The sequence below is a fragment of the Actinomadura decatromicini genome, assembly GCF_008121305.1.
Taxonomy (GTDB): domain Bacteria; phylum Actinomycetota; class Actinomycetes; order Streptosporangiales; family Streptosporangiaceae; genus Spirillospora; species Spirillospora syzygii.
Genome location: NZ_VSRQ01000001.1, coordinates 1,682,090 through 1,699,628, shown reverse-complemented (window position 1 = coordinate 1,699,628; position 17,539 = coordinate 1,682,090). Strand labels below are relative to the sequence as shown.

Annotated in this window: 12 protein-coding genes and 1 other RNA gene; 9 read left to right on the top strand and 4 right to left on the bottom strand. The window is 69.3% G+C overall.

The window, feature by feature from the left end; genetic code table 11:
• Window positions 1-34: 34 nt before the first annotated feature.
• Window positions 35-1,174 carry a DUF8094 domain-containing protein gene (locus FXF68_RS07025; RefSeq protein ID WP_148758020.1) on the top strand — a complete coding sequence of 380 codons (1,140 nt, stop codon included), beginning with the start codon at window positions 35-37 and terminating at the stop codon, window positions 1,172-1,174.
• Between the two features lie 20 nt (window positions 1,175-1,194).
• Here FXF68_RS07025 and FXF68_RS07020 read toward each other — a convergent pair whose 3' ends face one another.
• Entirely contained in the window at window positions 1,195-1,380 is a 186-nt protein-coding gene (locus FXF68_RS07020; protein ID WP_148354158.1) for a hypothetical protein, read from the bottom strand.
• Window positions 1,381-1,858: 478 nt separating this feature from the next.
• Between FXF68_RS07020 and ftsE the strand changes: the two genes are divergently transcribed.
• The 5 genes from ftsE (at window position 1,859) to ssrA (ending at window position 7,168) form a co-directional block, all read left to right on the top strand.
• On the top strand, window positions 1,859-2,548 hold the full coding sequence (gene ftsE, locus FXF68_RS07015) for a cell division ATP-binding protein FtsE (protein ID WP_021597771.1): 690 nt from the start codon (window positions 1,859-1,861) through the stop codon (window positions 2,546-2,548).
• A gap of 198 nt (window positions 2,549-2,746) precedes the next feature.
• On the top strand, window positions 2,747-3,652 hold the full coding sequence (gene ftsX / locus FXF68_RS07010; RefSeq protein WP_148758019.1) for a permease-like cell division protein FtsX: 906 nt from the start codon (window positions 2,747-2,749) through the stop codon (window positions 3,650-3,652).
• Window positions 3,653-4,009: 357 nt separating this feature from the next.
• Window positions 4,010-4,501 (top strand): SsrA-binding protein SmpB, encoded by a 492-nt coding sequence (smpB, locus tag FXF68_RS07005; protein ID WP_148354156.1) that lies wholly within the window; start codon window positions 4,010-4,012, stop codon window positions 4,499-4,501.
• Window positions 4,502-4,510: 9 nt separating this feature from the next.
• On the top strand, window positions 4,511-6,472 hold the full coding sequence (locus tag FXF68_RS07000; protein ID WP_148758018.1) for a penicillin-binding transpeptidase domain-containing protein: 1,962 nt from the start codon (window positions 4,511-4,513) through the stop codon (window positions 6,470-6,472).
• Window positions 6,473-6,795: 323 nt separating this feature from the next.
• Window positions 6,796-7,168, top strand: a transfer-messenger RNA (tmRNA) gene (ssrA, locus tag FXF68_RS06995).
• A gap of 70 nt (window positions 7,169-7,238) precedes the next feature.
• Here ssrA and FXF68_RS06990 read toward each other — a convergent pair.
• The 3 genes from FXF68_RS06990 to FXF68_RS06985 form a co-directional block, all read right to left on the bottom strand.
• On the bottom strand, window positions 7,239-8,117 hold the full coding sequence (locus FXF68_RS06990) for a tyrosine-type recombinase/integrase (protein WP_148758017.1): 879 nt from the start codon (window positions 8,115-8,117) through the stop codon (window positions 7,239-7,241).
• A 2-nt stretch (window positions 8,118-8,119) separates the two neighbouring features.
• Window positions 8,120-8,260 (bottom strand): hypothetical protein, encoded by a 141-nt coding sequence (locus tag FXF68_RS42165; RefSeq protein WP_187437774.1) that lies wholly within the window; start codon window positions 8,258-8,260, stop codon window positions 8,120-8,122.
• A gap of 427 nt (window positions 8,261-8,687) precedes the next feature.
• Window positions 8,688-8,936, bottom strand: a complete 249-nt coding sequence (locus FXF68_RS06985) for a hypothetical protein (protein WP_148758016.1) — start codon at window positions 8,934-8,936, stop codon at window positions 8,688-8,690.
• 679 nt (window positions 8,937-9,615) lie between these two features.
• On the opposite strand from FXF68_RS06985, the gene FXF68_RS06980 reads away from it, so the two are divergent.
• From FXF68_RS06980 to FXF68_RS06970, 3 genes are all read left to right on the top strand, one after another.
• Window positions 9,616-14,877 (top strand): type I polyketide synthase, encoded by a 5,262-nt coding sequence (locus FXF68_RS06980; protein WP_148758015.1) that lies wholly within the window; start codon window positions 9,616-9,618, stop codon window positions 14,875-14,877.
• Window positions 14,878-14,988: 111 nt separating this feature from the next.
• Window positions 14,989-16,359, top strand: coding sequence for an FAD-dependent oxidoreductase (locus FXF68_RS06975; protein ID WP_187437773.1), 1,371 nt, complete (start codon window positions 14,989-14,991; stop codon window positions 16,357-16,359).
• Window positions 16,356-17,156 carry a hypothetical protein gene (locus FXF68_RS06970; protein WP_148758013.1) on the top strand — a complete coding sequence of 267 codons (801 nt, stop codon included), beginning with the start codon at window positions 16,356-16,358 and terminating at the stop codon, window positions 17,154-17,156. Before FXF68_RS06975 ends, FXF68_RS06970 begins: the two co-directional genes overlap by 4 nt.
• Window positions 17,157-17,539: the final 383 nt, after the last annotated feature.

Sequence of the window (17,539 nt, the reverse complement as noted above, 5' to 3'; positions counted from 1 at the left end):
ACGACCGGCAGGGCGTCCCGCCAATATCATGTTGGTGGAAGAATCACGGGCCGAGAGGGAGCCCGGCCGGTGGACGGTCGGCATGGAGCTCGGTCCGGGGGACGGATCTGTGTACGGATTCACGCGGACGGTCGTGGCCGGAGCGGCCCTCGTCCTGCCGCTCGCCGCGGGCTGCGCGGCGGGCGGGGAGGGCCGGACGGAGGCGCGGCCCACCGTCAGCATGCCCTCGACGTCGCCGCCGCCGTCCGTCCCGCTGACCCCGGAGGTCGCGGAGCGGGCGTTCCGTACCTATGTCACCGACGAGGACGTGGCGCGCGCTGCGGGCGACGAGCGGCTGGCGCTGACCTGGACGTCCGACGGCCAGTCCCAGCTCACCGCGGCCGAGTTCCGCAAGGCGGCCTACGACGGCGACCCGGTGCGGCGGTTCGTGTACGGCGCTCCCAAGCTGTACGTGCCGAAACTGAAGGACGACGGCTACCCGCAGTGGTTCGTGGCGTCCGTGGACCGCTCGGTCGCGGGGGAGTCCAAGAGCAGGCGCCGGGCGCTGATGGCGTTCGTGCTGCGCGGGCCGTCCGACTCGTGGAAGCTGACGCTGGCGACCCTGCTCCAGCCGAAGGCGAAGGAACCGAAGGTCGAGATCGACGACGCCGGGTACGCGACGGCGCTCGGCTCGGACGACCAGTCGGTGCTGATCCGTCCGCGTGACGTGGGCGGTATCCAGGCGACGATGGCGGCGGAGGGCCCGGGGAGCGTCGCCGCCAAGGTGATGAAGTCCGGTGCCACCACGACGGGCTTCTACCAGAAGGCCAAACGGGCCAAGAAGGACGCCAAGAAACACGACCTCACGCTCCAGGTCGTCTACACCGCGACACCGTTCCCCTACTTCGGCCTGCGGACGGAGCACGGCGGCGGCCTCATCATCTACTCCCTGTTCCGGACCAGCTCCCTCGTCGCGAAGGACCCGTCCACCCCGAAGCCGGAGATCCCGGAAGAGGCGGAGCATCTGCTCGACGGCACCGTCGAGGGCAACGAGGTCGACACCACGGCGACCCTGCATTTCGCCGCCTACGACCCGCCCCGGGCGAAGAAGGGCAAGACCCAGGCCAAGGCGCACCTGGTGGCCGACGACGGGGCGATCTCCAAGGCCGCCACTCCGCCGATCAAAAAGCCCTAGCTCCCCCGAGCGCGCCCGGCCTAGCCGTAGACGCGCTGCAGGACGAGCGCGACGAAGAACAGCGCGACCAGCCCGGCCAGGACGACCGACGGCGGCACCGAGGGGCCGTGCCGGTGCAGCTCCGACCGGGCCTCGCGGCAGGTGGGGCAGCGTCCGTCGACCACCGGGTTCGAGCACCGAGCGCAGATCAGATGTTCGCAGCTCATGTAGTGGCCCCAATCTCCGAGAACGGCATGCGGGTCCGTGCGCGAAACGACCACCCTGTGGGTGTACGTCCACCCATTAGGTATCTTTCGCCATCATCCAGCGTAGCCGGACTGTATGGTCGTTCCGGCAAGTCCGGGAGCTAGACGGTACGAAACGGCCGGACGTCGGGAGACGGGTTCGCATGGCACTGATCGGACGGCACGCGCCGCACACTCGTGGCGCCCGTTCGGTGTTCCCGGCCCCCGCCCCCCGCGAACCGGACGACGAATGGTCACCGATCGGACGCCTCGCCGCCTCTGGGAGGCCGTACCACTCCGAGTGGGACGAGCCAGTTGACTCACCCCTCTACACTGCTCCAAGGCTCAGCGTCCCACCTGGTCGCGGAGCCGGGCGGCGCAGAACGCGAGGCGCGGACGAGTCCGCGACCGCGCGCCGGGCCGCTCCCCAACCCCTAGACTGAACCGCCGTGATGCAGCCGTGATCCATTTCGACAACGTCACCAAGGTCTACCCGAGCCAGAACCGGCCCGCTCTGCAGCATGTGAACGTCGCCATCGAAAAGGGCGAGTTCCTGTTCCTGGTGGGTCCGTCCGGCTCGGGGAAGTCGACCTTCCTGCGCCTCATCCTCAAGGAGGAGCGTCCTTCCCAGGGTCACGTGCACGTGGCGGGCAAGGACCTGAGCAGGCTGAGCAACTGGAAGGTGCCGCACCTGCGCCGCAGGATCGGCTGCGTCTTCCAGGACTTCCGCCTCCTTCCCAACAAGAACGTCTTCGAGAACGTCGCGTTCGCCCTAGAGGTGATCGGCAAGCCGCGGCGCTTCATCGGCAAGGTCGTCCCCGAGGTCATCGACCTCGTCGGCCTGGAGGGCAAGGCCCACCGGATGCCGGACGAGCTGTCCGGCGGCGAGCAGCAGCGCGTCGCCATCGCGCGGGCGTTCGTCAACCGGCCGATGATCCTGCTGGCGGACGAGCCGACGGGGAACATCGACCCCGCCACCTCGATCGGCATCATGAAGGTGCTGGACCGCATCAACCGGACCGGCACCACCGTCGTCATGGCCACCCACGACGCCGCGATCGTCGACGCGTTCCGCAAGCGCGTCGTCGAGCTGGAGGACGGCCGCGTCGTCCGCGACCAGTCGCGCGGCGTGTACGGGCAGGCGTACTAGCCCGCCCACCCGACCGAACCGCATACCCAGACCATCTGAACCATCGATTCCTGCCGGGTCGTACGAAACCCCGAGGCCCAGAGGCAGGACCCCCGCATCGGGCCGCGCCCGGGCCGCTTTCAGGCCGCGCTCCGGCCGTGTTCCGGAGCGGACGGCCCAGGCTTCCGGCGGGACACAGGCGATCAAGGACAGCGAGGCATGCGCGTACAGTTCGTTCTCCAGGAGATCTGGATCGGTCTCCGCCGGAACATGACGATGACGATCTCCCTCGTCATCACCGTCGCCATCGCCATGGCGCTCTTCGGCACAGGGATGCTCCTGCGCGAACAGGTCCGCGCGTCCAAGAGCTACTGGTACGACAAGATCGAGGTCTCGATCTTCCTGTGCGCGAAGACCAGCTCCAATCCGAGCTGCCAGAAGCAGGACGTCACCGACCAGCAGCGGCAGGCGCTCCAGTCGCAGCTGAAGGGGATGTCGCAGGTCTCGGGCGTCCAGTACGAGAGCAAGCAGCAGGCGTACGCCCGGTTCAAGGACCGCTTCTCCGGCTCGCCCGGCTTCGTCGAGAGCACCCGCGAGGGCGACATCCCCGACTCGTTCCGGGTGAAGCTCAAGAACCCGGAGGAGTACAAGGCGGTCGCGCAGGCGGTGCTCGGCCGTCCCGGCGTGGACACGGTGATCAACGAGCAGGAGATCCTGAAGCGGTTCTTCCGGATCCTGAACGGCCTCCAGGTCGCCGCGCTGATGATCGCGCTGATCCAGGTGGTGGCCGCGGTGATGCTGGTCGGCAACACCGTCCGGCTGTCGGCGTTCAACCGGCGCCGGGAGACGGGCATCATGCGGCTGGTCGGCGCGTCCAACACCTATATCCAGATGCCGTTCATCCTGGAGGGCGCGATCGCGGGCCTGATCGGAGGGATGTTCGCCTCCATCTTGCTTGTGTTCAGCAAGACACTGCTGATCGACAGATTGGCGGGGGACGTCCAGCTCGTCAGCCAGCTCGGCTGGAGCACGGTGGTCGCCGTCATGATCGTGTCGATCTGCTTCGGAGTGCTGCTCTGCGCCCTCTCGTCGTTCCTGACGCTCCGGAGATATCTGAGAATCTGACGCGATGACCGGATCCGGCGGGACCGCCGGATCCGGTGCCCCGTGCCGCCCTACACTTGCGGCATGTCCCGGTCCGCGTCTTCCGGCCCCCGTCCCCGCCGCGCCGCGTGGACGCCCGGCCGAACCGGTCGAACCGGTCGAACTCACGGTGCGGCGCGATCGTCGAACAAGACGATCCCACCTCGTCCGCACGGCGTCGTCGTTCCTCGCCGGCGGGCCCGTCGTGACCTGCGAGCCGCGCGGTGATCGTAGGATCGCGTACATACGGGAAGGGCTTCGACCCGCCACCCAGGGAGGCCGAGCGCCGCGCCCGGACGGTGCTGCGCGGCCTACACGCGACGGACAAGGACTGACGAAGTGGCACGGGACACCGGGCGCAAGAAGGACACCTCGAACAAGCTGATCGCCCAGAACAAGCGGGCCCGCTACGACTACCACATCGACGACACGTGGGAGGCGGGCATGGTGCTGATGGGCACGGAGGTCAAGGCGCTGCGCGCGGGCCGCGCGTCCCTCGTCGACGGCTTCGCCCATGTGCGCGACGGCGAGATCTGGCTGGAGAACGTCCACATCCCCGAGTACACGCAGGGGACCTGGACGAACCACGCGCCGCGCCGCCGCCGCAAGCTCCTCCTGCACAAGCGCGAGATCCAGAAGATCATCACGAAGTCGGAGGAACCGGGCTGGACGCTGATCCCGCTCTCGCTGTACTTCAAGGACGGCAAGGCCAAGGTCGAGATCGGATTGGCCCGTGGTAAGAAGTCGTACGACAAGCGTCAGGCCATCGCCAAGCGGGAGGCCGATCGCGAGATGCAGAAGGCTGCGGCGGCCCGGTTCAGGAGACGGTGAAGGGTGTCGATGAGCAAGCGCGGCCGGAGGCGGGCTCCGGCGGGGACGCGGACGCCGGCCTGGAGGCGCGGCCGCCGGGCGGTCGCGCTCGCGGGATGCGGCGCCCTCGTCGCGACGATGACCACCGGGTGCTGGGCGGAGCCGTCCGCGATGCCCGCCGTCCGCGACTTCCTGATCGCCTGGCAGGTCGGCAACTACCACGCCGCCGCCGGGCGGACCGTCGGCCTCGACCGCGACCAGGTGGAGGACGCGCTGAGCCGCGTCCGGCAGCAGCTCGACGCGGCGTCCCTGCGGCTGTCGCTCGGCACCGAGGTGCCGGGCAGCGAGGTCGACCAGATCGTCAAGAAGGGCGACGAGGCCGACGCGCGCTTCACCGTGAAGATCGACCTCGGTGAGAACGGCCAGCCGTGGGAGTACCCGGGGCTGATGCACCTGCGGCGCGTCGGCGGCAAGTGGAAGGTCGTGTGGAGCCCGTCCATCATCCACACGAAGCTGCGGCAGGGGCAGCGGCTCGCGGTGGTGACCAAGGTGCCGAAGCGCGCCCAGATCACCGACACGCAGGGCCGGTCCGTGCTGCGGGTGACCGGCGCGTACATGGTCGGCGTGTACCCCGGGCAGCTCGCCGACCCGAAGCGCACCATCGACCTGCTCACCAGGCAGACCAAGATCGACGGGGGGCGGCGGCTGGACGCCGAGCGCCTCCTCGGCCGCGTCCGGTCCGCGCCGCCGCAGGAGTTCCTGCCGCTGCTGACCCTCCAGGTCCCCGCGCACTGGGGGCTGATCCAGCGGCTCGGCAACGTGCCGGGGCTCCAGTTCAAGGGCATCCAGGCGCCGATCGCGCCCGGGTACGCGCCCGAGCTGATCGGCAACCTCGGGCCCGCGACCGCCGACCGCCTCCAGCAGGTCGGCGCCCCCTACCAGCCGGGCGACACGATCGGCGTCAGCGGCGTCCAGCTCCTCCAGCAGCGCCGCCTGGCGGGCACCCCGACCGTCCAGGTCGTCGCGCAGGACGAGAGCGGCAAGAACACCGAGGAGCTGCGGTCCTGGGAGGGCCAGAAGCCGCAGGCGGTGCAGACGACCCTCGACCCGGCCTTCCAGGCGCGCGCCGACAACGCCCTCAGCAAGCTGCCCTATCCGGCGTCGCTGGTGGAGGTCCGGCCGAGCACCGGCGAGGTGCGGGCCGTGTCCAACCACGGGACGAACGGCCGCAACCTCGCGTTCGAGGGCCGCTACCCCCCCGGCATGGCGTTCGGCATCGTGTCGACCGAGGCGCTGTTCTCCCAGGCGGGGATGAAGGCGTCCACGGAGACGACCTGCCCCGCCACCGTCACCATCGGCGACAAGACGTTCACGAACAGGACCCTTCCCAAGGCCACCCTGGCCGACCACTTCGCCGCGTCCTGCAAGACCGCCCTGGCCGGGCTCGGCTCCAAGCTGGACGCGCAGACCCTCGTCAAGGAGGCGGCGCAGTTCGGCCTCGGCAAGGACTACGGGCTCAGCGTCCCCGCCTTCACCGGCTCCGTGCCCACCCCGGCCAACGACGGCGAGAAGGCCGCGATGATGGTCGGAGAGGGGAACGTCCGGGTGAGCCCGCTCGCGATGGCCCTGGTCGCGGGCGCGGCGCAGAGCGGCACCTGGCGGCCGCCGTACGTGCTGAAGGACATCCAGCAGACCGTCCAGCCGCCGCAGGCGCAGAGCCTCCAGGCCGAGCCGATCGCCGGCCTCAAGAAGGTCCTCGACCAGACGGCGAGGCGCGGGAACGCGCGGCCCGCCCGCGTGTCCGGCGACGTCGTCGGCGTGGCCGCGCTCGCCACCTACGAGGAGGGCGGGCGCACGAAGACGGTCTCCTGGTTCGTCGGCTCCGCCGGCGACCGCGCCTTCGCGCTCGCCGTCGAGGGCCGCGTCCCCACCGCCCAGGTCGCCGCGCTGTTCCTGCGGGGCGCTCCGCGGACCGCCCGAACCACGGGCTGACCAGGCCGCGCCGCGACTTTGTCAGCTCTTTACGCCCTGGGCGCAACCATCCCGTCACCCCCGAGCGTCTTTCCGGGTGACTGAGATTCCGCTTGGGGGGTTGCGGACTCAGTCGCCGTGATGAGACCAGAGCCTCGTCTCGGGGGAGGCTCTGCCGTCCGGACCGGCCCGACCCTGCCGGTCGACCCCGGTGGGCGCGCCACGCGCACGCCCACCGGGGCTCACGGTGCCCCCGGCCGGGGAATTACGTTGCCGCTGCCCGCGTTAACCTTGTAACGTCGTCGTACGGACGCCCTAGGGTGCCCGTTTTGACAACTCAACATGGGGGTGACCGGCTTCGACTTCGGTCGTTCGAGCCAGGGGAAGCGGGTCGAGGGTTGCTGTCGTGACCTCGTAAATCCTGTGACAGCAAACCAATAACTGCCAACAAGAAGCAGTCCGAGTTCGCCCTCGCCGCCTGAGCGAGGAGCGAACTCTGTCAGCCCGGTAGCGTCTCCGAACCGGGGTCTGGCATCGTAAGGAGACTCCACCTACCAGCCCGGTCGCGGGGCCGGTAGGAACAACAAACAGCGACTGAGCCCGTCGGCGACACGCCTGCGTGAGCGCCGGGACTGAGAAAACGCCAAGCAGGCTGCACCCGGAGAAGCCCTGACCCATCACCGAAGGACGCGGGTTCGATTCCCGCCACCTCCACTTGACACAAAGCCGCTGGCCAGCGCATGTTTGGCCAGCGGCTTCTGTGTTGCGGTCCCGAAATACTCCCGATTTACGAATGCTCCCTGTGAAGGATCCCGGCTGGCGTTGCTGGTGTTGCGCACGCCGCCGAACAGGCCGGGAACAGCAGGCCGGCGTCTCCCGCCCGGTGATGGGTCGGCGTGCCGTCGCCGCTGATCATCGTGATCATCCGGTCACCGTACGGGTGTGAGGTGTCCAGGACACCGGCCTCCAGGTCGATCACCTCGGCCCGGACGGCCAGGGCCTCACCGATCCTCATCCCGGTGCCGTCCAGGAACTCCACCAGTTCGGGGACGTCGCGTTGCCGGGCCTGTTGGTCGGCGGCGACCTTGGTCAGCATGGCGGTCTCCTCGGCCGGGGTGAGGGCCCGCACCCGAGCTGGCCTGCCGGTGGAGATCTTGGCCGTCTCGCGGACCGGATTCGCCCCGAGGGCGCCGTGACGCACGGCCATTCCGAGCAGCAGTGACAGCACTCCCTTGGCCGTCTTGGCCGCGCTGGCGCCGTTGTTCTTCCGCACGGCCTTGATGAACCGGTCCGCCGCCGGCACGTCGATCTCACGCATCTGCAGGCCGCCGAGGCCCTTGAGGATCCTTTTCAGAGCGCGCTGGTAGATCTCGTGTGTCTGCTCCGACAGGTTGCCGGACTCCTCTGCCTCCTCCCACCACAGCGTCGCGGCGTCGCGTAGCCGCGTGTCCGCGGTGATCTTCCCGTTGGTCGGGAGGCCGACCCGATCACGCAGCGCCTCCTTCAGCCGTCGTTCGGCCGCCGCGCGAGTAGGGCCGGACCTGTTGACCTCGCGGGTTTCCCCGTCGTAGTCCCGGACCTCGACCCGTGCTCGCACGCGTTGCTTGCCCAGTTTGTCGAAGCGGATCTTTCCGGCCGTGCCCACGGGCAGAGGCGGTCGTCCCACGGCTACTCGCCCGCTTCCGCAGGTGAGGAACTCGGCTTCTCGTTCTCCAGGATGCGGACGTCGACGAGTTCCTGCGCGATCGAGGACAGCAGGTCGGCGTCCTGCTTCAGTTCTTCCTTGTGGCGTTCGATGCGTCCGAGCACCTTCTGGCGATGGTTTCGTTGAGTCGGTTGAGGCGCCGTTTGTGCCAGCGGCGTGCCAGCACGGCGCTGGCACGCCAGCGGCGTGCCAGCACGGCGCGGTTCTCATGTATCGCTGACCAGGGGCCGGGCGGCCCCGCGTGGGACTGGCGAGTGAGCGCCCCGCTCGCTCTCGTCGGGCTTCGGACGTGGCGGCAGGGTCGCTCGTCCGGGGCCTTCGCGCGGCGCGGTCGTCGCGGGTGCCGCCATTACCTGGCTGTTCTACCTGCTCGCTCACCTCGGTCCGGCCCCGCTCGGGGGTAAGCAACTGGGAACACGACCGGTAGCAGGACCTGCGGGCTGGAAGGCGACGGCGTGGGGACCGGTACGCGATGGCGCGTTCTTTTACCGGGCCGCGCGGTGATGCCTGGTCAGTCCAGGTCTTCCACCCTCACCGGTCGCTGGGACACCCGCCCGGTTTTCCGACCGACGGGGCGGGCGGGTACGCCGACAGCACTTGCACCTGCCTGGACGTGTTCGCCTCGAACGCTTGATGAACCTCCAATGCCAGCGCGGCTTGCTCGACTAGCTCACCGATTACCCGCCCCGGTGATCCTGCGGAGAGGATCTTGCTCTGCTCGCCGACGTTGATGAAGTACTCGTTTCCGCTGGCGGTGAAGGCATCGCGGGAGGCGGTCACATTCTGGTGGACCTCGGCTTCGGCTCCGAACGGGAGTTCAGGCGGGTCGTACGCGCTACGGGCGCTCCCCGATGGTCTCGCCCGAACAGGCGTCCGATTACCTCACTCAGGCACCGCCACGCTGTAGCGGATCCGGTAAGACATTCGCGAACAGTGTCACGTCTGATTTTCACATTACTCGGTGCGTTGCAGGAGGAAATTTGTGACTCTTCTTCAAGATTCATTGTCAGTTAATCTTGAGATCCGTGATCGTTTTGATTTGGGTCGGAAAAACCTTGAATGCGGGTATTGTGTCGGTTTGTGGTCGGGTCTAATAATTGCAGAACAGTCCTCCTTGGGTGAGATGCGACCTGGGAAGAGGAGGCGGTGATGGCCGAGGGGCGGGTAGCTGCAGGGCTGGTGCGGGTCGTCTTGGACGGCGGTAGCGGTTGATCACCGCTGCTGGACCGGCGGCGGTGCCGAGTCCCGGTCGGCGAACCGGTGGTGAAGATTCGCCACGCGGACAGGACGGGCCATTTCTCCCGGGAAGGAAAGGGTGGTTGAGATGAGTTGACGTGAGTGCGAGGTTTATCAATGTTCGTACCGCACGTATGCGCCTGAGTAGCCGTCCTTATCGAGTATTGGGGACATTGGATGGCTGGCGTCCGGTCAGTTTTCTGTCTTGGAGAAGAGGCTTGTGATGTCTGCTGCCAGCGGTGTACCGATTGCGATCATCGGTGTGGGTTGCCGGTTTCCTGGTGGGGTGGAGACGTTGGCCGGATTGTGGCGGTTGGCGGCCGACGGCCGTCAGACGGCCGGCCGGGTGCCCGCGGCCCGGTGGGATGCCGGGAAGTTGGCACTGCTGCACGACCCGGAGTTGCGAGAACGGACCGCTGTGGGCTGCTTCCTCGACGGTGACGTGTGGGCGTGGGAGCCCGAAGCGCTGTCCGTCGCGCCCGCGGAGCAAGCGTGGGTGGATCCGCAGGCGCGGGTATTGATGGAGACCGCCTGGGAGGCGGTGGAGCACGCCGGGATTCCAGTGGGCGGGTTGCGCGGCACCCGTACCGGGGTCTACGTCGGCACCTACGCGGTGGACAACCTCTTCCGCGAGGAACGGCCGGTGGAGGATGCGCCCAACAGCCCCTACCTCTTTGGGAACTTTCATGCGGGACCGGCGGGGAGAGTCGCGTTCTCGATGGACCTGCGCGGCCCGGTGATGGTGATCGGTACGCACTGCTCCGCAGGCATGGTGGCGGTGGATGCCGCCTGCGGAGCTCTGACCTTGGGTGAGTGTGATGCCGCGCTCGCGGGTGGCGTGATGCTGATGCTCTCGCCGCAGACCCACTATCTCGAGGCGCCGCTGCTGCTGTCCGGGCGCGGTGCCTGTCACGCCTTCGACGCTCGTGCCGACGGGTACGTGCGGGGCGAGGGCGCCGGGGTGCTGCTGCTCAAGCGGCTGGCGGACGCGCGGCGGGACGGGGACCGGGTGCTCGCGGTCATCCTCGGCAGCGCGGTCAACAACGATGGTCAGACGGCCCGGCTCACCGCGCCGTCGAGCGAGATGCAGCAGGCGTTGTTCCGCGACGCCGTCGCCAGGGCGCGTGTCGACCCGGGCGACGTCGGGCTGGTCGAGGCGCATGGACCGGGCACCATGGTCGGCGACCCGATCGAGTACGACTCGATCAACGCCGTGTACGGCCGGGGCCGAGGACGGTGCGCGCTCGGCTCGGTCAAGACCAACATCGGGCACACCGAGCCCGTGTCCGGGGTCGCCGGGGTCATCAAGGCCATTGAATGTCTACGGCGGGGTGCCGTCCCGCCCAACCAGAACTTCGCCGAATGGAACCCGGCGATCGTCCACGACGACCGGTCGCGGTTGTTCGTCCCGACGAGCGTGACCGCGTGGCCTGTGCCGGACGGGTCCCGGCTGGCCGCCGTGTGCTCCTACGGTGTCACCGGGACCAACGGGCACCTTGTTCTGGAAGCGGCTCCCGCGCGCCCGCGACGTGTAGCGGCGAAGCGGCGCACGCTGGACGCGGGCCCCAGGCTGTTCCTGCTGTCGGCCAATTCCGCGCCGTCTCTCGCCGCCTCTGCGACTCGGCTGGCCGACTGGACCGAGAGGGAAGGCGCCCAGGTCCCGCTCCGAGACGTGGCGCACACCCTGGCACTGCGTCGCACTCATGCCGACCACCGGCTGGGAATCGTCGCCCGGGACCACGCCGAGCTCAGCGGCCGGTGCCGGTCGTACGCCGCGGGGGAGGAGAGTGCGGGGTGGGCCGAGGGAACCCCCGTCCTGCCGCCGGATCACCGAGGGCCGGTGTTCGTGTTCACCGGGCAGGGATCGCAGTATGCCGGGATGTGCCGGGGACTCCTCACGCACGAGCCGGTCTTCGCCGCGGCGATCGACGAGCTCGAACCGCTGATCCAAGCAGAGTCCGGGTTCTCCCTGCGCCAACTGATCCTGGAGCCGGGCGGGCTCATCGGCGTCGACCGTATCCAACCCACCTTGTTCGGCATTCAAGTGGCGCTCGCCTCTGTGTGGCGGTCCTGGGGCATCGAACCCGCTGCGGTCGTCGGCCAGTCCCTCGGTGAGATCGCCGCCTCGGTGGTGGCGGGCGTCCTCACCCCCGAGGACGGAGCCAAGGTCATCTGTCGGCGGGCTGCGCTCCTCGCTCGGATCGCGCACGGCGCCATGGCGTCGGTCATGCTCGACCTAGACGCAGCCCGGGAGGCGATCGAGTCGATGGGCGCTGACGGCGTGTCGATCGGGGTCGTCACCGCGCCCCACAGCACGGTGGTCTCCGGTGACGCCCGGCAGGTCCGTGCCTTGGTCGAAGCCTGGAACGCGTCCGGTGCCGTGGCTCGCATGGTCGATGTCGACGTGGCCTCGCATTCCGCGCAGGTCGACCCGATGATCGACGAACTCCGGGAAGTCCTGGGGGACTTGGACCCCCAAGAGCCCGGCCCCATCGCCTTCTACTCCACCGTCAGAGACGATTCTCGGAGACCCGGTCCGCTGGACGCCGCGTACTGGGTCCGTAACCAGCGCGACACGGTTCATTTCCAGCGCGCGGTCGAGGCCGCGCTCGCCGACGGTCACCGGTTGTTCGTCGAGTGCACCCCCCATCCCCTCGCCGCCGGTCCCGTGCAGGACACCGCACGCGCCGCGGGCATCGATGACGTCGTGGCGGTGGGGTCGCTCCGGCGGGGCGCCGACGACTCGGAGACGTTCTTATGTCACCTGGCCACCGCGCACGTGGCCGGCTGCGACGGTATCGGGTTCGGCACTCGCTACGGCGATGGCGATCTCGCCGATGTGCCCGGCACGGCCTGGAACCGCACGCGTCACGGTGGCGACCGTCCGCCGTATGTCCTCGTCGCCCCGCAGCTGCCCGCGGCTGATGAACACGCTCTGCTCGGCGGCCATGTGACCGACCCGGAGTATCCCGACCGGCATCTGTGGCAGACCCCTGTCAGCCCCCGGACGCTGCCATGGCTGGGCGACCACCGGGTGGCGGGAACCCCTGTTCTGCCCGGCACCGGGTTCGCCGAGATGCTGCTTGCGGCGGGCGCCGAGGTCTTCGGGACGCGCTCGGTCGCTCTCAGCGATCTGCGGATTGAAAGGCGGCTGGTCCTCGATCCGGAGCCCAGGGTCACGACGCTGCTGGTCCGCGCCGGGGACCAGGCCCGCGGGGAAGTCCTTACACTAGGCGACGACGGTCGTTTCGTGCACGCTCACGCCACCGTCCGGGCGCTCGATCCGGTGAACCAGGCGCCGCCTTCTTCGGGCGTCCTGCACAGCCCGGACGAGGAATGGAGCGATTCCCCGCTCGCGGCGCTTCAGCAGACCCTGCGCGGCCGCCATGACGTGTTCCACGGTGCCGCCTTCTCCGCGATCTCCCGGATCCAGATAGGTCCCGACCACGATCGAGCCGTCGCCAGGCTCTCTCTCGCGGACAGCGCTCGGGTGTCGGCCTCCCCGTTCTTGGCGCACCCGGCCCTGGTCGACGAGATGGTGCAGACCGTCGTGGCGGCCTGGCTGAACGGCTGTGCCCTCAGCCCAGGGCCCGTCGTGGTCTCGGATTGCGGGGAGATTCTCGTCCACGGCCCCACCGCGCACACCGCGACCGCGCACGTCCGACTGCACGAGGCCGACGATCTCGCCTGTCGCGCGTCCGGGGCCCTCGTGGACGGTGAGGGCGCGGTTCTCGCCGAGGTCCGAGACCTGCGCCTGACCAACATCACCCCGGCCGAGGAGCGGTACACCGCACGTCTGTACCACCTCGACTGGATTGCAGAGAAACCCGCCAAAGCGCCGGTCTCGCCCGGCCAGCGATGGTTGGTCGTCCACCCGCAGGAATGCCTGTGGGCCGAACAGTTGGCCGAACTGCTCGGAGTGCGGGCCGCCGGCAGCGCCACCCTGGTCCACACGGCCGCCCCGCTGGACTCGGCCCGGCTCCGCGCCGCCTTGGACGACGGACCCGCCGCGGCCACCACCCACGTCGTGCTCGCCCTCGACGGCCAGGCCGTCGTCCCGACCCCGCAGGCCGCCCGCTCCGCGGTGGCCCGGACGCTGGCCGTGCTCCAGAACCTCTCGGCCCGGCGGAACCCGCCACGGTTGTGGGTGATGTGGCGAGGCGATGATCCGCTTGCCGCCGCGGGTGTCCGGGGCCTCCTCCGGGTCGCCGCGTTCGAACACCCCGACCTGCTGCCCAGCGCGCTGGAGGTGGCCGCCGCGACCCCGCTGGAATCGGTTCTGCCGGACCTGCTCGCCGACCCGCCCGCGATCACCGAGATCGCCTGGCGGCACGGCGTCCGTGCCGTCGCCCGCGTCAAGGCCGGCGGCGCGCCGGATACCGTGACCGGCCTGCCCCGTCCCGTGCGGGAAGGCGCCGCTTACGTGGTCACCGGCGGACTGGGCGGGCTCGGCCTTCTCACCGTGCGCCGCCTCGCCGAACGCGGCGCCGGCCGCGTGGTCGTCTGCAGCCGCCGGGAACCATCAGAACCGGCGGCCGAAGAACTTGCCAGGCTGCGCGCCGCTTCCGGCACGGAACTCCCGGTCGTCACCGGTGACGTCGCTGACCCCACGACCGCCCATCGGCTGCTGGACGCCGCGACCCGAGGCGGGCTGCCCCTGCGCGGAGTCCTCCACGCTGCCGGTGTCGTTGAAGATGCCACCCTGGTCAATCTCGACGACGAACTCCTCGGCCGAGTATGGCGGGGGAAGGCCGAGGGCGCCTGGACACTGCACCAGGCCACCCACAGCACCGACCTTGACTTCTTCGTCGTCTACTCGTCCGTCGCCTCCCTCCTCGGGTCTCCGGGGCAAGGCGCCTACGCCGCCGCCAACGCCTACCTCGACGCCCTTGTCGCACACCGCGTCAGCGAGGGCCTGCCCGCCACCGGAATCCAGTGGGGCGCCTGGGGCCAGGTCGGACGCGGGCGGCATCTGGCCCAACGAGGCTTCGTGACGATCTCTCCCGTCGACGGCGCGGACGCACTCGAACGCATACTGAAGGAAGGACACCACCAGATCGCCTACTCAGCCCTCGATGTGGACGCCTGGACGGCGCCCTATCGGTCGGTCCGCTCCTCGACCCTCCTCGCCGACCTGTGCGGCGAAAGGCAGTCGCCCGCCACCGCCGCATCCCCGGCGCGCCTGCGGGTGCTCGCGACGCAGGACGAGAGTGAACGCCGCCGAATCGTCGAGGGGCTCATCATCGGGGAGATCCGTGACCTCCTCGGCGGCACCGCCCGCTACATCGGCCCCCACACCAGCATGGTCATGCTCGGCGTCGACTCGCTTGGGGCGATCCAACTTCAACAACGCCTCCAGAGCGCGTTGGGGATCGAAATCAAACCTGGCGTGATCTGGGTCAAACCCACCGCGGCGAGCCTCGCCGACTGGATTCTCGGGCAACTGGACTCCGGTGAAGTCGGCCGCCACATGACCGGGCCCTGACATGAGGTGCCACAACCACCGACACATCATCCAGAACGCGGCGGGCCTGGCCGATTGGCTCCCGCAGCGCCCGGGCGCCGTCGACGCCCTCCAGGACGCCGGAGCACCGCGGTGAGAACAGTCCCGTCCACGCTTCCGCGCGACCAGGCCGTCGTGTTGGGCGCGGGCATCGGCGGACTGCTGGCTGCCGCCGCCCTGACCGGCTACTTCGCCCGCATCGTCGTGGTCGAACGTGACCTCCTGCCCGACGAACCGGTGACCCGCCGCGGAGTACCGCAGGCAACGCACGTCCACGCCCTGGCCGTGCGCGGTCAAATGGACATGGACGCCCTTCTGCCCGGCTTCACCGCCGACCTCGCCGCCCGCGGATTCCTCGTCGGCGACTTCGCCACCGAGGTCGCCATCCACAATTCACACGGCTGGGCCAGGCGGTTTCCGTCCAACCTGCGCGCCTACGGCCTCAGCCGCACCCACCTGGAATGGCTGCTGAGAAGGCGTGTGCTCGCCCACCCGCGCGTCCAGCTGCGGCAGCGGCACAGCGTCCAGGGACTCCGGCTGCGCGGCCAAACCGTGGAAACCGTGCTGGCGAGGGAAACCGGCAGCGACACCGTGACCGAGTTGCCTGCTGACCTGGTCGTCGACGCCACCGGCAGAAGCTCGCGCATCGACCACTGGTTGCACGAGGCGGGTCTTCCCATACCACCAGTCACGATCGTGTCCTCCGGCCTGGGATACGCCAGCCGCCAGTATCGGCCGCCCGGAAGGAGCATGGGGTGGCGAGCCTGCTACGTGCAGCCTGGCGCGCCCCACCACCCGCGCGGTGCCGTCCTCATGCCCATCGAAGACGACCGGTGGCTGGTCACCCTCCTCGGCGTCGGCGAGCACCGGCCGACCCATGCCGACGATGCCTTCGTCAGCTTCGCCCAAAGCCTGCACGCGGGCGCCATCGCCGACGCCATCGCCGACGCCGAACCGCTCTCCCCGGTGACCGTCACCGCAAGCACCGACAACCGCCGCCGCCACCTTGACCGTCTCACCCGCCACCCCGGCAACCTCATCTGCCTGGGCGACTCCGCCTGCACTTTCAATCCCCTCTACGCCCAAGGCATGAGCACCGCCGCGTCCGGGGCACTGGTCCTGGCGCGGTGCCTCGACACCGACCCGCGCCCCACCGGCTTCTCCCTTCGTTATCACCGGCTCCTCGCCCGTGCCAACCAGCCGGCCTGGCAGGTCGCGACCACAGCCGACCTGCGCTGGCGCGCCGCCGCGGGCGAGCGGCCGGGTCTGCGCGAGCAGATCCAAGGCCGCTACCTGGAGCGGGTGCTGACCGCCGCGACCCGCAGCGACACAGTCCAAGCCGCCTTTCTGGAGGTCATGCATCTCACCCGCCGACCGGCCCGCCTCCTGTCCCCGCCGGTGCTGACACGATGCGTGCTCTTCGGCGCCGACCGACGCCGCGCGGCGTTCGGGAGCCCGCCATGACCTCCTCCACAGGCCCGCTGCACGGAAGCATCGAGCAGCAGATCGGCAACGCCCTGGTCGTCGCCACCTTCGCCGCCGCCACAACCGCTCTGACCATCTGGGCCATACGGGAATGGAGACGGCACCGCAGCCCCGACCTGGGAATCCTGCTTATGGGGGCGGTACCGTCCACTCTCAGCGACGCCCAAGCACGCCTGCTGGCAGGCCTGCACACCGCCCCGGCCACCGACCACCCCGTCTACTACCGCGCCTTTGATGTCACGATCTCGCCCTACATGGCGACCGCGTTTCCCGTCTATATCGCCGGAGCCGGATACCTGGCCTTTCTCGCCCTCACCAACCACTGGCCACGAGCCCGATTCTGGAAAATGGCGGCAGTGCTCTACGCGACCGAATTCGCCTTCGAACAGTGCGCCATCAATCTATTCCACCTCTACACCTACCAGGGGAACCAGCCCTACAAGATCTGCGGACTCCCGCCCGCATGGCCTGCCGCGTTCATCATGACCGGCCTGCTGACGGGAGCACTCCAGTTCCTCTTGGGCGGTCACCTCCACGGCGCCCGACGGCTGCTGCTGCTACCTCTGCCCGCAGGCGCCTACGCCGCCGCGTACGGCCTGGTCTGCTGGCCACTGGCCGCCGCAGTGCACTCCGCCGCCCCCGCCCTCCTTGTCGAAAGCGCCTCAATACTGACTCTCACCACCATGGGCGTCCTTTGCTACCTGCTCACCACCCTCCTGCCAGACTCTTCACCGACCAGCGCTTCCGGCCGCTCCCCTGGCAGTAGCCGACCCTGAGCGGTCGCGCCAGCAGCAGTGCCTAACCCGGTTCGTGGTCCTGTTCATCGCGCGTCGACGGTCCGACAAGGGACGGCCCGAGAACGGCGGGCACCTGGTTCGGCCGAACAATCTGTTCTCACACCCTCCACGCTTCTTTAAGGAACCGTGGGCCGTGAAGACGGCATGGCCGCGAGACTCCGAGAGCCGATGGTTCAGGGCGCGGACTCGTATCATGACGGTACCGGCGGCGGTCAGGCCGAAGCGGCGGAGCCGCTCAGTGCCGCGGGGTCGCCGGTCTGTTCTCGCAGTCGGGCCAGGCCCTGTAGCCCGCGCAGGTCCGCAGCGGCTTTCCGGCCGCCGCTACGGGATTCCCGGCCAGCTCGCCCAACTTCGCCGACGTC